This is a genomic window from Enterococcus sp. DIV2449a, from assembly GCF_051711225.1.
GTDB classification, from domain to species: domain Bacteria; phylum Bacillota; class Bacilli; order Lactobacillales; family Enterococcaceae; genus Enterococcus_D; species Enterococcus_D casseliflavus.
This window is the reverse complement of record NZ_JBIOME010000001.1, coordinates 2,196,096-2,212,113: the sequence shown is the minus strand read 5'-3', so window position 1 is coordinate 2,212,113 and position 16,018 is coordinate 2,196,096. Positions and strand designations below refer to the sequence as shown.

Sequence of the window (16,018 nt, the reverse complement as noted above, 5' to 3'; positions counted from 1 at the left end):
ACCTCTTGGCATTGGAAAAAGCTGGTGAGGAAGGCTTCTTCTGTTTGTCTTGGTGGGTGCTTCGTACGACCTTTATTTACACATTATTGTGCGACTGGTTGATTTTCTTTTTCCAATTCGTTTTTGTCGTAGATTTTTACGAATGGGTAATAGATCAGGATCGATAAAAGAATCAAAAGAACATTCAGCACGATCGCACGCCAATCGCCGCCAGTCGCTAAGAAAGCGCCAATTGGTCCAGGCAATGTCCAAGGGGCATTGACCGTAACTGCATTGACTAAACCAGCTGAGGTAGCGACCCACGCAATGACGCCATTGATCAGTGGTGCAATGATGAAAGGTGGGATCAAGATTGGGTTCAAAACGATCGGTGTACCGAAAATCAGTGGTTCGTTGATGTTGAAAATAGCTGGAATCAAGGCTGTTTTTCCTAGTTTTGAACCGAATTCCGATTTGGTGCGAAACGCTAACAAGATAGCCAAACCAATCGTTGAACCAGCCCCACCGATCCAGATGAACCATTGATAAAATGGTTCGGCTGCGATATTGGGAATCATATCTCCTGAAGCAAGCGCAGTCGTATTTCCTTCCAATAACTGCAACCATAATGGACGAGCCAGTGAACCAACGATAGAAGCACCATGGATCCCGAATGACCAGAAGAAGGTCGTCAAGAAGGTGATCAAAAGCACACTTGGCAAGGTGTCTGCGGCACTGACTAAAGGATCAACGACTTTTGCCACGATCGTGTGCCAGTCAAAGCCGATATAGTAAGTGATCGCACCCATTCCTAAAATAATGACTAAGGTAGGGGTCAAGGCTTCGAAAGAACGAGCGACTGCAGGTGGGACTTGTTCTGGCATCGTGATTTTAAATTTCGATTTGTCCGTTAACCGATAGATTTCAACGGCAAGAATCGAGGTGATGATCGCCACGAACATACCAGCACTCCCTAAATTGGCCATTGGCAAGACAAAGCCGACCGTTCCAGCAGCATCCAAGGCTTCTGCTGGGATATTGACAGGGGTGAAGGTCAGTAAGAAGGCGGTCGTAGCTAGGATCCCGCCAGAAAGACCATCAAGCTTATAAGAGCGAGAAAGACTGTATCCGATCCCGAATGCCGCATACAAGCTCATAATGTACATCGTCATTCGATAAGGCAATAAGATCGTTGAGGCATTGCTAGACAAGAATTGATAGATGCCCCAACTTTGAGGCAGCGGTGGAAAGGCTAAAATCATAAAGAACGAACTGACGATGATCAATGGCAAGGTTGAAACGATCCCGTCACGAACCGCCCGCAAGTGACGCTGGCTGCCAAGTTTTTCCATCGGTCCTGCCAAATGGCGCTCGATGAATTGAGTGAATTTATCTAACATGGTTTATCCTCCTAAGGTGTTTTACATTTTTGCTTCCCATGGATTCGGAATGATTTTCCCTAAAATCACGCCTTGGGCTGCCCCGGTTGCTGCAGGGGCATTATTGACACGGCTGTGAAGGGTTTCATTTCCTAAGATGGCAAAAGCCACCGCTTCTTTGGCATCGTTGGAACCGCCAATGTCATCTTGTGTTCCAACGGCTACTGATTCTGGTAAATAGCCTTGGATCAGTTCAATCAGCAGATGATTGTGGGCACCACCGCCCGAGAGAATCACTTCCAGATCGTTTGTTCCCAACTGAGGAAAAATGAACCGTTGGTAACTGTCAGCGATGGAAAAAGCGGTGAAATCGGTTAAAGTCCTCACCAAGTCTTCAGGGGCTGCTTCGGGATACTTGGTCAATAACTGCTGCACAAAATGTTTTCCAAAAAGCTCACGCCCGGTGCTTTTCGGCGGTTGCTGGGACAAATAAAAATGAGTTCTTAATTCCTTTTGCAAGGTGGGTATAATTGCTCCCGCACGGGCTGTTTCACCAAACGCATCATAAGGCTGACCGAATAGCTGAACCATTAATTCATCGATGACCATGTTTCCTGGACCTGTATCAAAGGCATACAGCTCGTTTAAGCTGCCACTTTTTGGTAGTACAGTAACATTGCCGATGCCGCCAATATTTTGCAGCAAACGATTTTTGGTGTCTGATTGATAGAGCAGATAGTCTGTATAAGGAACAAGAGGGGCGCCTTGACCACCAGCAGCCATATCCATCACTCGAAAATCGGCGACGACTTTCGTTTGTAAGCCATAAGCGATAATTGAAGGTTCGCCAATTTGCAAGGTGCTGTTTTTCGCTGGGTCAGCATCGGGGGAGTGCCAGATCGTTTGTCCGTGGCTGGCAACAAAATCAATGCTTTTTTCTTCAATACCAGCTTTTTGGCAGAGGATTTGACACGCTTTCAAAAATTCATACCCTAATTCAGTATTTAATTGGCAGATGAGGGGAACATTTGATTCCACCGGATCACAAGCGGTTTTTATTCGCTCCTTCAATTCTTCACCAATGGGCAGCGTGATCATTTCCATCAGCTTTACGTCAGTTTCGGTGCCGCTGCCATTGATTTTTACTAAAGCAGCGTCGATCCCATCCAAACTGGTTCCTGACATGAGTCCTATTGCAAGCATAGCGTTTCTCCTTTCTTTTAGAATAGTGATGAAAGCGATTGTTGAATTCGATTTCACACTCATTGTAAATGAAGTGTAATTATATTTCAAGATATAAATTTATAATTGAAAAAACATTTCAACATAATGATGTCAGGTGTTCGCTCTTTTTATCAAAAATGAGTGGTAAGTGAAATTTCGCTGGCAGAGAGATGTCTAACGATCAGGGAAAGTGGTATAATGGTTGGAAGGATATTTTTTAAGAAGGTGAAGAAATGCGCTTTATACATACAGCTGATTGGCACATCGGAAAAAAACTACATGGCTATGATTTGCTGGAGGACCAGCGAGCAATTATCGATCAAATCATTGCGATCGCTTTAGAAGAAAAAGTCGCTGCCATCGTCATTGCAGGTGATCTGTATGATCGTTCCGTTCCCGCTGTCGATGCAGTCAAATTATTGAATGAAAAAATCGCAGAAATCAATCTAACGAATGAACTGCCTTTATTGGCTATCTCAGGAAACCATGATAGCCCAACGCGGCTAGAAACCGGTAGTCAGTGGTTTCAACAAACACGCTTTTACCTGTCCACCAGCATCGAACAAAGTTTGCACCCGGTTGAGTTTGACGATACACAGTTCTTTTTACTGCCTTATTTTGAACCGATCGAGGCGCGCTTGTTTTTTGATGAACCATTAATGAAGATTTCTGATAGTGTCCAAAGAGTCATTGAGGAGATGACCAAACACTTTGACTCGTCCAAAAAGCAAGTGCTAGTGACCCATTTTTTTGTGGCGGGTTCTAGCCAAACAGATTCAGAAACAAAAATTCAAGTTGGCGGATTGGACAGCGTACCGACCACCGCTTTTGCGCCATTTGATCGAGTCGTTTTGGGGCATTTACATGCCAATACCGCCCTGAAACATCCGAAAATCGGGTACAGTGGCTCTCCGCTGAAATTTTCCCTTTCTGAACGGACGAACCAAAAAGGGGTCTATCTTGTGGATACTGTAAAAGACACCAATGAATTTATTCCCCTCACACCAAAAAGGGATATCCAGCAACTGACGGCTTCCTTTGAGGAGTTGATCGATCCGGTTTTTTACCGTGATCTAAATCGTGAGGCGTTTTGGCATTTTCTGCTGACGGATCGTGCTGTGATTTCAAATATGATGAATCAGTTGCGAAAAATCTATCCATTTATTTTGTCTGTCGAACGGTTGAATGGACGAGAACAGACGAAAAAAAGACAGCTAACCACACGAGAAACCGACCCGCAGACCTTGATCAGTCATTTTTTTCAAGAAATGACGGGAGATTCATTGCTCGATGCACAAACCAAATGGATCGAACAAGGATTAAATGAAGCATTTGTCGTGGAAAAGAGGGAATAGTCATGCAACCGAAGTCTTTACAAATGAAAAATTTTGGTCCATTTATTGATGAAAAATTGGATTTTAGTCAGCTGCAAGCTGGCGGTTTGTTTTTGATCAGCGGCAAAACGGGTGCAGGAAAAACGACGATTTTCGATGGCATGACGTTTGCCTTGTTCGGTGAAACATCGGGGAATCTGCGCTCAGGAAAAGAAATGCGCTCGATGTTTGCTTCACCAACCGAAGAGACCAGCGTCACGTTTACTTTTGAACATCAGCGTTTTACCTACCAGATCCAACGGAAACCGGAACAGACGTTAGCAAAAAAACGTGGTGACGGGGTCACCAACCAAACGGCAAAAGTCCAGTTGACGATTTTTGACGCCGAGGGCAAAGAGAAAAAGCAAATCAGTAAACGGACAGAAGTTGATGCGTTTATCAAGGATCTGCTGCAGCTGGATGCCAAACAGTTTTTTCAAATCATGATGTTGCCGCAAGGAGAATTTCGTAATTTTTTGATTGCCAGCAGCAATGAGAAAGAACGCGTTTTACGGAATTTATTTGGCACGGAAATGTATCAACAATTTAATGAATGGTTGAAAGAGCAAGTCAAAGCACAAAGTAAAAAGCTTGAGCATCAGCAGCTGGTCGCCTCACAAATCATGGAGCGCTTTGAATGGGAAGAAGCGCAGGAGGTTTTAACGGTTGCGGAAGGTCTGACTTTGTGGGCGCAGGATTTAGAAAAACAACAAGCGCAGCTTCAGCAATTATTGCACAAAAAAGACCAAGCGATCCAAGAAATGAAAGCTGCGCAAGATGCTTTTTACCGTGCAAAAGAAATTGAAAATGCACGGATCGAATGGCAAGGTCTACAAGAAAAAGCCCGAGAGCTGCATGCTAAAAAAACCGAGATTGCTCAGAAAAAAGCACAGTTGAACCAGTTGGTGTGGGCGCTTGAACATCAAGAAATCATGCAGCAAAAAGAAGAACGAGTGAAAGAAGCACAGCAAGCTGCTCAGCAAATCAACGAAACAAAGCAGCAGTTGCAAGAAATTCAGCAGCAACAAGTAAGCTGGCAAGACCAACGAGCGTTGATTGACGGCATCAAGAAAAAACAGGAAGCTGCTAGTCAAAAAGTTCAACGAATCCAGCAGCAGATCCCGCTAGCACAGCGTACACAAGCGCAGCAAGAAGAAGTGGCGCAACTTGAAAAAGCCGCACAACAACAGACCACCGAATTAACGAAGATAAACCAAGCGCAAGCAAGTGCCAAAGCGCAAGCGCAGCATCTGGTAGAAGAAATCGAAACCTTGCGAGGGTTTCAAACAGAAGCGGTGAAATTGGTAGAAACGCAGGCTCTGGTCGAAAAATGGCAGCAAGCAAAAGCGCAGTTTCGTGAAGCCGAGCAAAAAGCAGGGGAACAGCAACAAATTCATTCGGAGTTAGTTCTTGAACAACAGCAATTAGCAGCATCCTTGCTGGAGCTGCAAAAAACGTTAAAACAAGAAACCAGTCAAAATGCTCGAATGCAAATTGCTCGGCTTCGTCTATTACTGGAAGAAAATGAACCCTGTCCGGTTTGCGGATCATTGGATCATCCGAATACACAGGAGCACACGACCTATCGCATCGAAGACATCATTGCCAGTGAACAAAGACTTGAGCAAACACAAGAAAAATTGACGAAGATCCAGCAGCAAGTATCGGCAAATCAAACGCTGCAGGAGCAAGCCACATTGCGAATCAGCGAATGGCAAGCCACCAGTGTTGCTGCGCAGAAGCAAGTGGAATTCGCTTGGACTGCAGTTCAACAGGCATTTGCTACCTTGCAGCCGTTAGAACACCAAGAGGCGATTACCGAGGAAACGACGGTAGCGGAACTAAAGAAACGGCAATCTTTCAATCAACAAAAAGCCGCTTCTTATGAAGACGCACAGAAGAAACATCAGGCAGTAAATGAGAAATTAGCAACGTTAAATGAGTCCTTTCAGCAAGTCAGTGAGCAAGCGAAAAAAGCCCAAGAAGCGCGTCAGCTTGCGGAGGGGAAATTGGCTTCTTTACAGGAACAACTTGCAGGCGCAACGTATGAACAATTACAAGCAGATTTAACAAAAACCAATGGTTTACTGAGGGAATATACGCAACAAATTGAGGCTGATGCCCGACAAGAAGCGCAGCTAAACGAGCAGCAAGCGATTCTTTCAGAGAAGCTGAAAAATCTGCAGCAATTTTTTGAAGAAAAGCAAGCGGCTAAGACAAAAGCAGAACAAAGACTGACGCAGCGACTCCAAGAAGCTGGTATGACGGAGGAAACGATGCGGGAATTGATTGCCCAAGCCGCTCAAACAACCGTTCTCTCAGAAGAAATCAAAACCTATGAGCAAGAAACGGTGTTTGTTCAGCAACGGCTAGCATTGTTAGATGCACAGTTAAAAGAGCAAGCTGCGATAGATTTAAACCAATTGGAAGCTGACTACCTTCAGTTGCAGACCGTGATGGAGGAACTACAGCAAGAAACAGTTCGCAAACAGGAGAAAGTCAACGTCAATCAACGGTTGTTTGACGAGCTGCAGGTCATTTATCAGCAAAATGTCGAAGAACTGGCCCAATTAGGCCAACTTCAGCAGTTGGCAGAAACCATCAACGGCGAAAACGTCAAAAAAACCAGCTTGGAACGGTATGTACTGCAGCAATTTCTGACAGAGATCTTAGAAGTCGCCAATGAACGCTTGGCTCGGTTGACTCGTGGCCGCTATCAATTTGAATTAGCGGATAAAGTCGGGAGCTATCGAAGCTCAACAGGCTTAGAAATTGACATATATGACGATAATGCGGGACAAGTCAGAAGAGCTCATACACTTTCAGGCGGCGAAAGCTTTATTGCTGCCTTAGCGTTGGCGATCTCTTTGGCGGATGTGATCCAGCAACGAGCTGGTGGGATCGAGATCGAAGCCCTCTTTATTGATGAGGGCTTTGGATCGCTTGATGAAGAATCATTGGAAATGGCGATGGAAGCATTAGAAATGATCGAAAATGAAGGGCGCATGATTGGGATCATCAGTCATGTTCGAGAACTGCGGGCAAGAATCCTGCAGCAAGTTTTCGTAGAAACTAACGGCAGCGGGCAAAGCCGGATCCGAATAAAAGAATAAGGAGAGGAGGGCTATTATGAAGTGGAGTATTCCAGAAAAAGTAATTGAGCGTGGCAGAACGTATGTCAACGAAGATCGCGTCTTATCTGTCACACCAGACAAAGAAAAAAATGTGTGGCACGCAGAAGTATTGGGGACAGAATTGTATTTAGTGACCTTAGATGCTACAGCCAAAGAGGTAGATTATTGCCAATGTCCGTACTGGGAAGAGCATCATTATTGCAAACACACGGTGGCAGTCGAACTTTATCTACGCAAACAAGGGAAAACACGAAAAATCAATGAGCAAACCCCCATCAAAAAAGCCTTTTCTGCTTCAGAGATGTTTTCCAACGGCTTTGCCCGCTTAGGGAGCGAAAAAGAAACGAGCCAACCCTTACAGGTTGAATTTCGGATAGATACCATCGCCACCAATCCTTACCATCAAGAAATGGATATCTTAGGGATTTCCCTCAAAGTCGGCCATCGTGGCACCGCACGGACCTATGTCGTTAAAAACATTTATAAATTTTTGCAGATGTACCAAGAAAACAAGCAGTACGCAGCGAATAAGCAGCAGACCTTCTTTCTATCTGCGGATGCCTTTGATGAGAAAAATCGAGCCTTGTTGAATCGATTGGCAGGAATCGCGCAAACGCAACAGTTAATCGGGCAAGCAGGTATTCAGATCAGTGGTAAACTTGACAAAAAGTATTTGCTGCTACCAGTTGAGTTCGGCAAAGAATTGTTGTTACAGTTAAACGAAGTCTATACGCAAATAACCATTGGTGAAACAAAAGTCAATGAAGCCGATTTTCAAATCGGTGAACCTTTGTCGTTTTCAGTCACAAAACAGGAGGATCATTTTCCGCTGGAATTCGTGAAAGATTTTGACCATTTACTTAGCTATTATAATTGGGGTCTGCTGGATGGAACCTTTTATGAACTGACTGTCGAACAAAAGGAAATCTATGTCACGATGCAACAGTTGTTTAAACGATTTGAACAGCCAGTCATCGACTATCCGAAAGAAGAACTAGCGAATCTTTTTATGAAAGTATTGCCTTATTTGCGAAAAATCGGGCGTGTCCAAGTAGCACCTGAAGTTCAAAATGAAATCGAAGAGTCTGAATTGAAAGCTGTCTTTTCGTTACGGAAAATCAAAGGACAAGTCGATTTACAAGTAGACTTCACTTATGGAGAAGTCGTTTTTTCAAGTGATGAAAAACATCACTATATGCCAGAAAATCATCCCGAGATTTTACGTGATTTTCAACAAGAAGCACGAATTGAAGCGATTATTGAAACCTTTGGCTATCAAGCGAGCACTAAAAATTGGCAAAAAAGCTTACCTGCGGGGGAACAACTTTATACCTTTTTTACAAGGGAGATCCCTGTTTTAAGGCAATTAGGTGAAGTCCGTATCGGCAAGAAGCTGCGGGAACTTTACCTTGACGCCCAACACCATCGACCAGAAATCGTTATCGAAGAAAATGGTTCTTGGTTGGATATCAAGTTTGATGTCAGCGGCATTCAAGAGTCAGAGATCAATGAGGTCTTGCGCAGCCTGTTACAGTCTGCACAATTTTATACCACAGAAAATGGGCAAGTCCTTTCATTGGAATCGGAAGAGTTTCAAGAAGCAAGTGCTGCCCTGAAAAAATTGCGTCTTTCACTAGAAGCGAAGGATGGGGCGATCCAAGTTCCTTTGAATCAAGGGCTGCTCCTGCAAGAGCAGTTTGCTGATCAAGCCAGCTTTAGCGCCGGTTTTCAGCAAATGACGGAAGACTTGATCCACCCAGAAAACTTTGAGGCGCAGCTGCCAGAAAACTTGCATGCTGAGTTGCGGCAATACCAAGAAGTTGGCTTCCGTTGGCTAAAAATGTTGAGCCACTATCAATTTGGCGGTATCCTTGCCGATGAGATGGGGTTAGGGAAGACCGTTCAGACGATTAGCTACTTACTTTCAGAAAAACAAGAGAAACAAAAATTAAATGCGCTGATCGTGGCACCTGCCAGTCTAACATTCAATTGGCAGCAAGAAATCAAACGGTTTGCGCCGACGATTTCCGCGTCTGTCATCAGCGGAACGAAAGAAGAGCGCGAAGGGCAGATGGCGCAGCCAGCGGACGTCCGCATCACTTCTTATGCAAGTTTGCGGCAAGACATTGATGCCTATCAAGCATTAGATCTGACTTGTTTGATTTTAGATGAAGCGCAAATGGTCAAAAACAGTGCGACCAAAACGGCACAGGCCTTGCGCTCCTTGGAAGTTCCACAGCGGTTCGCCCTCAGTGGCACACCGATCGAGAACAATTTAGAAGAATTGTGGTCCTTGTTCCAAATGATCATGCCAGGCTTTTTCCCGAACAAGCAAAAATTTAAAGAACTTTCCACGCAAGAAATTGCGAAAATGATCAAACCCTTTATTTTGCGAAGAGACAAAAAATCCGTGCTGCATGATTTGCCGCAAAAATTGGAAACAAATTATTACAGTGTTTTAACAGAAGAACAAAAGAAAATCTATTTGGCGTACTTGCGGCAAATGCGGGAAGAAATCGCGCAAATGGATTCTACGTCTTTTCGTAAAAATCGAATCAGTATCTTAGCTGGTTTGACTCGACTGCGGCAAATCTGTTGTGACCCACGATTATTCGTGGAGGATTATGAAGGGTCTTCTGGGAAACTTGAACAGGTCAAAGATTTACTCTTAGCAGCCAAAGAAAATGGACGTCGTGTGCTGCTATTTTCTCAGTTTACTAGCATGCTTTCGATCATTGAAGAAGAGCTAGCACAAGAAGGGTTTGAGTCCTTTTACTTGCGAGGCAGCACACCGCCGCAAGATCGTTTGACGATGGTCGATGCCTTCAATAGTGGAGAAAAGGACGTCTTCTTGATCTCGTTAAAAGCAGGAGGAACAGGACTGAATCTGACCGGCGCAGACACCGTGATCTTATACGATTTGTGGTGGAACCCGGCGGTGGAAGAACAAGCCGCTGGACGAGCCCATCGGATCGGTCAAAAAAATGTTGTCGAAGTCTGGCGAATGATTGCTGAAGGAACCATTGAAGAACGAATGGATGCGTTGCAACAAGAAAAACGTGAGCTTTTCCAAAAAGTGATCCAAGGCAATGAAACACAGCTTCAACAAATGACAGAAGAAGATATTCGCTTGATATTGAGTATCGGCGAAGAAAGTTAGCCAATCAAAAAGATGGACCTGCCGCAGGAGCGAAGGTCCATCTTTTTTTAGTTATACATGTAAGCAGGTACTTGCATCAGTGTGTCAATACTGTCTTGCAGCTGTGAAAAAGCGGTGATCGACACATCTGGCAATTCTTCCAATCCATTAGGGGCCTGACGGAGACGATGATTGAACCACAAGGCTTGCCAACCGGCTTTCTTACAGCCCACTACGTCATTATCAAAATTATCACCAACGTACAGTGTCGTTTCTGGATCAAGAGCAAAGTCGGTTTCTGCCAATTGGAAAATTTCAAGTTGGGGCTTTTGATAACCAGTTGCTTGTGAAATGATCATATGCTCTGGTTTGATCCATCGAGTCAGTTGCAACTGATCCAATTTTTTTTGCTGGTGGTCAGTGGGACCATTGGTAATAATTCCTAGTTTGACTGGCAATGTGGACAAATAGTTCAAAGTTGACTCAACTTCAGGATGCAGCGTGATGGCATCTAGTTCATGTTCATAACACAGCTGAAATTTACAGCTTTCTTCCATTGTAATAGGTAAGTACCCTAAATCCGTTAATGAATGGGTCAGTCGAAAATAACGAAAATGATCTAGCGTCCATTCATTTGCCAATACCCGTCCAAACTGCTCATCACTGTGCACCCGAAACCGTAAGTAAAGAGCAGTTAAATCTTTGTGGGCTATTTGTGGGAAACATGAGGTTACGGCATTACGAAATGGTTGTTGCTGGTCATATAAGGTATCATCGACATCAAAAAGAATACTAGTGATCAAAAAAGACACGCCTTTCAGAGTTAGTGAAAATTTTCAGTTTGTTTTCGAATCAATCATAAGCCATTATTTCTGTAAAAAAAAGAGGAAAATCCCTGCAAAATAAAGGTTTTATTTACTGTTTTTAGAAATCCGCGTCTTCATAGGTTTTCAAAATTATAGTGAATTTTACCCATTTTCACATGTTTCTCATTTTGCATTTCTACTGAGAGTTGCTTATAATGAAAGCTATTGAGGAGGGGGAAATGTGTTAAAAAGGTTTTTTCGTTATTATCGACCGTATCGGTCACTATTTATACTCGACTTTACTTGTGCGGTATTTGCTGGTTTATTGGAACTAGCCTTTCCAGTTGCCGTCAACCAAGTAATCGATAAGATCATGCCTCAGAACAACTTTCGCCTAATACTGTTGGCATGCTTAGGCTTGTTCTTGTTTTATGTGATCAATACTGTGTTGCAATATATCGTGGTTTTTTATGGTCATAAACTTGGGGTCAATATTGAAACTGATATGCGTCAAGAGTTATTTCGACATCTGCAAACGCAATCTTTTGAATATTATGATAATCAAAAGACTGGCAAGCTGATCAGTCGATTGACTACGGATCTCTTTGAGATTTCTGAAGTCGCTCACCATGGTCCAGAGGATGTTTTTATTACCATTATGACTTTGGTCGGTTCATTCCTATTGATGTTAAATATGCATGTTCAATTAGCTGTGGCAACATTTGCGTTGATTCCCTTGATTACGATCGCCTTGGTTTTTTTCAATAAGAAAATGACCAAAGTCAACACACAGATCTATGATAATCTCGGTGAGTTCAACGCCGGAGTGGAAGCATCTGTCAGTGGCATTCGAGTGACACAATCATTTGCCAATGAAACGTTTGAACATAAACGTTTTGACGGGTTAAGTGAGATTTATCGGCAGTCTAAAATCCTTTTTTATAAGGTAATGGCAATCAGTTCAGCGTACAATTATTTCTTGATTCGGTTGATCAACTTGTTTGCTCTGATCTTTGGTGCCTACTACGTGATTCGTGGCGAACTGACGAACGGTCAGTTCGTAGGGTTTATTTTATTGTCAAATGTCTTTGTTAGACCAATCGAGAAGGTTAATACGATGATCGAAAGCTATCCGAAAGGAATCGCTGGCTTCAAACGCTTGACCGAAGAGTTGGATAAAGAACCGACGATCAAAGACAAGCCAGGCGCACGGGCAGTAACTTCCTTAAAGGGAGACATCGTCTACCATGATGTTTCTTTTTCCTATGCGGATGCGACGAAAGTCTTGAATCACATCGACTTGTCGATCAAAGCGGGTGAGACGATCGCCTTCGTTGGACAAAGTGGTTCGGGGAAAACAACGTTATGCAACTTGTTGCCGCGATTTTATGAAGTCACGGAAGGCGCCATTACGATCGATGGCATCAATATTCAGGAGATGACCTTGGCATCTTTACGTCAGCAGATTGGTACGGTGCAACAAGATGTTTTTCTTTTCCCAGGAACGATTCGAGAAAATATTGCTTATGGCAAACTTGATGCAACAGAAGAGGAGATTTTAAAGGCAGTCAAATTGGCACACTTAGAAAAAGTCATTGATCAAATGACGGATGGCTTGGATACGGTCATCGGTGAACGAGGCGTCAAATTATCCGGTGGCCAAAAGCAGCGAGTAGCGATTGCTCGGATGTTCTTGAAAAACCCGCCGATTTTGATTCTAGATGAAGCAACTTCAGCGTTAGATACCGAAACGGAACAAGTGATCCAAGAATCATTGAATTCTTTGGCAGATGGGCGTACAACCTTGATCATTGCCCATCGCCTCGCAACGATCAAACATGCGACACGAATCATTGTCGTTAGTGAGAAGGGGATCTTAGAAGAAGGAACCCATGAAGAGTTGATGGCGAGAAAAGGGCATTATCGTGCATTGCATGATGCTCAATTCGCTCGTGACCGAGACCCAGCACTTGCTTAGAAGAAAGACATAGTAAACGATCAGTTCAAGAATAGTACAGTCTATTATGCTTTGTCAGTGACCAAGCAACAAATTGGCTGGCTTCTTGGATTGATCGTTTTTTACTGAGTTTTTTGTGAGAAACCCTTTTCATTTATAAGCAGATGTTCATTTCTGCTGCTGTTTTATAGCAGATTATGACAGAAATGCTTCTATGGTTTTCTGATTAAAAAGGAATGTGATACAATAAAACCAAGAAGAAAGAGAGTGGTTGCGATTACTCGTACAAAAAAATAACATCCATTTTCCTTGTAGCGCGATCGTTTCTCGGCAAAGGAAGGATAGTGAAAAAGTTCTTTTGAAAACGATTGAGCGATGGCCTTGGTTTTTCTCTCATTTTTTGATTACATCTGTAATTGTCGAAGGGAAATTAAAAAACGTTGCCTTCTGTTAAAAGAATATTTTAATATTCTGACATCTTTTTGATACACCTTTGACACACTGTTGTATAAAAGGAGTAATATTAAAAAAAAATTTGAGTTTTCTCATTTAAAAATAAACTTTTTGAAGGAAACCTTTTGCCTTAAAGGTTTCGCTTTTAATATAACTTTCGAGTTTTATTAAAAAATATGAGATTTAGACTAGATTTTTTTTAGTTAAACCTGTATAATTGAAATCAAGCGAGGGAACAGGACTTGCTTGATTGAAAATTAAAAAGGAGAGATGCACGTTGTTGACACTATACACTTCCCCAAGTTGCACATCTTGTCGCAAAGCTCGTGCGTGGTTACAAGAGCACGAAATCCCTTTTGTTGAAAGAAATATTTTTTCAGAACCGTTAAATATTTCTGAGCTTAAGGCAATTCTACAAATGACAGAAGATGGCACAGAAGAAATTATTTCCACCAGATCCAAAGTATTCCAAAAGTTGAATATGGATCTAGATGACCTGCCCCTAAAAGATTTATTGACACTTGTTCAAGAAAACCCAGGATTATTGCGTCGTCCGATCATGATTGATGAAAAACGATTGCAAGTTGGGTTCAACGAAGATGAAATTCGTCGGTTCTTACCTAGGGATGTTCGCCAACTGGAATTAAGACAAGCGCAATTAATGGCAGGATTATAAATTTGACTTCATCGACTCGCTTTCTCTTTGAAAGTGAGTCTTTTTTTGAGTTTTTATGTTTTTCTTAAGAGGATATTCGTTTTCTCTTTACTTTTTATCAGGTTTCGATACAATGAACCTATAGTGAGTAGCAAAAGTGAGGTGTAGCTAATATGGAAATGGAACATATCAATGAGAACACCATTCGTGTATTGATCAAAAGTGAAGACTTAGCTGCGAGAGGCATCACTTTTCTTGACCTTCTAGGAAATCACAATGAAATTGAAAACTTCTTTTACAGTATTCTTGAAGAAGTTGATATTGACGAAGAATTTAAGGGCAGTGAAGCTGTAACTTTCCAAGTCTTGCCTAAAGGCGATGGGTTAGAATTGTTTATTAGCAAAAATCTTCCACCAGAAGGAATGGAAAATTTTGATGAGATGAATGATGAAGCGAATGAAGACATTACCGACATGTTGAAAAAGCATGTGGCGGCTCAATTACAAGAGTCGGAGCAAGCAGAAGACATCGGCAATCGTTTTGTATTCGAGTTGTTGCGATTCGAAGATATGATTCAATTGGCATCCGAAGTATATTTGGATTCCGTTGCAACCAATCTTTACCAAATGGGTAACCATTATTATATTGAAATTCGATTCATGGATGTAGAGGTTACTGATATTGAAGTGGAGAACGCACTTTCTTATTTGATGGAATTTGCCCAACGGACATCAGTGACGCCAGAGGTTTTATCTGAATATGGTCAGTTGATCATGGAAAACGATGCACTTGAATTGACTCGTTTCTACTTCAAAAATGATTAATGAATGAAATTCATTTCCAGCCAAGAACATGTTGCTAATGTTCTTGGCTTTTTCAATTGTGTTTGATGAAAATGGCGTATCTTTTATTGAGGTGAGTTAGATGCTGAAAGCATTGAACCAAGGAAAAGAAGTCATTGCAGCGAAAGGGAGAAAGAAAGCATCAGGTCCTTTTTATTGCCCAGGGTGTCACCAAGAAGTGACTTTGCGGCAAGGAACCAAACGACAGCCCCACTTTGCCCATCAAGCAACTGCTGATTGTCAGACTTACAGCGAAGGGGAGACGAAGGAACACTTGGAAGCCAAACAACTATTGTTTGAATGGTTTCAAGATACAGGGATTGAGATCGAAGCTTTTTTGCCTAAACTCCAACAGCGTCCTGACCTTTGTTATAAGAATATCGCCATTGAAGTACAGTGTTCTTCCCTCAAGTTTTCACGATTTCTTGAAAGAACCAGCACGTATTTAGCAAACGGCTATCGACCATGGTGGATCTTAGGGGAGAAATTGCATCCGAAACGCCAATGGTCACTTTTGGCAAAAGCCTGCTGTAGTTATCAGGCAACTGGTTTTTGTTTGTGGCTGATTGATACGCAAAATCAATCCTTAATGAAGTTAGAACAAATCAACTGGCACTATCAAGAAGGAGTCAGCAGTCAACAAAGCGATGCTCGAAAAGGGGCGCCTTACCATAAAGAAACACTTCGCCCTTTGTGCAAAGGACAAAGATCAAACCATCACCGTCCTCCTGAGTGGCTTGCTGCAGACTATCAGGTGTGGTTGATACAAAAACTGCGAAAGAACCTGCCAAAAATCCGTATGATCCAAGAAATATTGTATCCGTTAAAAGGCAATGTCTCCCAGCTGCCTATGTGGTGCTATTGTGCAAGCAGCTTTGGCATTTTATTTGAGCATCGAATATTGGTTTTTCGCTTTCTTTATTTAAGTGACTGTCCACTTCGTTTTGATCAATGGGTGGCACGGCTGCGGCAGCTGGATTGGCAATAGCAATTCCCGTTACTGGATCAACGGGAAATTTTGCGTGGACTCTTTCAAGAATGCCAATATTTAGAAAATTCGGTTTCTTTTTAAGCCAA

General features: G+C 42.6%; 10 protein-coding genes. 7 read left to right on the top strand and 3 right to left on the bottom strand.

Annotation, left to right across the window (positions count from 1 at the left end):
- Positions 1-83: 83 nt before the first annotated feature.
- Positions 84-1,379, bottom strand: a complete 1,296-nt coding sequence (locus IGI76_RS10355; protein WP_231434812.1) for a PTS sugar transporter subunit IIC — start codon at positions 1,377-1,379, stop codon at positions 84-86.
- A gap of 21 nt (positions 1,380-1,400) precedes the next feature.
- Positions 1,401-2,561, bottom strand: coding sequence for an anhydro-N-acetylmuramic acid kinase AnmK (anmK, locus tag IGI76_RS10350; protein WP_231434811.1), 1,161 nt, complete (start codon positions 2,559-2,561; stop codon positions 1,401-1,403).
- 254 nt (positions 2,562-2,815) lie between these two features.
- Here anmK and IGI76_RS10345 point away from each other — a divergent pair, with 254 nt between their 5' ends.
- Genes IGI76_RS10345 through IGI76_RS10335 form a run of 3 tightly spaced genes read left to right on the top strand, consistent with a single transcriptional unit; the run spans position 2,816 to position 10,249 of the window.
- Entirely contained in the window at positions 2,816-3,937 is a 1,122-nt protein-coding gene (locus IGI76_RS10345; protein ID WP_438781503.1) for an exonuclease SbcCD subunit D, read from the top strand.
- A 2-nt stretch (positions 3,938-3,939) separates the two neighbouring features.
- Complete coding sequence (locus IGI76_RS10340; RefSeq protein WP_231434809.1) at positions 3,940-7,068, top strand: AAA family ATPase; 3,129 nt, start codon at positions 3,940-3,942, stop codon at positions 7,066-7,068.
- A gap of 16 nt (positions 7,069-7,084) precedes the next feature.
- On the top strand, positions 7,085-10,249 hold the full coding sequence (locus IGI76_RS10335) for a DEAD/DEAH box helicase (protein ID WP_121261001.1): 3,165 nt from the start codon (positions 7,085-7,087) through the stop codon (positions 10,247-10,249).
- A gap of 47 nt (positions 10,250-10,296) precedes the next feature.
- Here IGI76_RS10335 and IGI76_RS10330 read toward each other — a convergent pair whose 3' ends face one another.
- The gene (locus IGI76_RS10330; RefSeq protein WP_231434807.1) at positions 10,297-11,031 is read right to left on the bottom strand and encodes an HAD family hydrolase; all 735 of its coding nucleotides are present in this window, start codon (positions 11,029-11,031) and stop codon (positions 10,297-10,299) included.
- 244 nt (positions 11,032-11,275) lie between these two features.
- On the opposite strand from IGI76_RS10330, the gene IGI76_RS10325 reads away from it, so the two are divergent.
- The 4 genes from IGI76_RS10325 (at position 11,276) to IGI76_RS10310 (ending at position 15,929) form a co-directional block, all read left to right on the top strand.
- The gene (locus tag IGI76_RS10325) at positions 11,276-13,012 is read left to right on the top strand and encodes an ABC transporter ATP-binding protein (protein ID WP_142968251.1); all 1,737 of its coding nucleotides are present in this window, start codon (positions 11,276-11,278) and stop codon (positions 13,010-13,012) included.
- Between the two features lie 709 nt (positions 13,013-13,721).
- Entirely contained in the window at positions 13,722-14,120 is a 399-nt protein-coding gene (gene spxA, locus IGI76_RS10320; protein ID WP_003127030.1) for a transcriptional regulator SpxA, read from the top strand.
- Between the two features lie 152 nt (positions 14,121-14,272).
- Entirely contained in the window at positions 14,273-14,923 is a 651-nt protein-coding gene (locus IGI76_RS10315) for an adaptor protein MecA (RefSeq protein ID WP_231434806.1), read from the top strand.
- Between the two features lie 100 nt (positions 14,924-15,023).
- Entirely contained in the window at positions 15,024-15,929 is a 906-nt protein-coding gene (locus IGI76_RS10310) for a competence protein CoiA (protein WP_438781499.1), read from the top strand.
- The last annotated feature ends 89 nt before the right edge of the window (positions 15,930-16,018 follow it).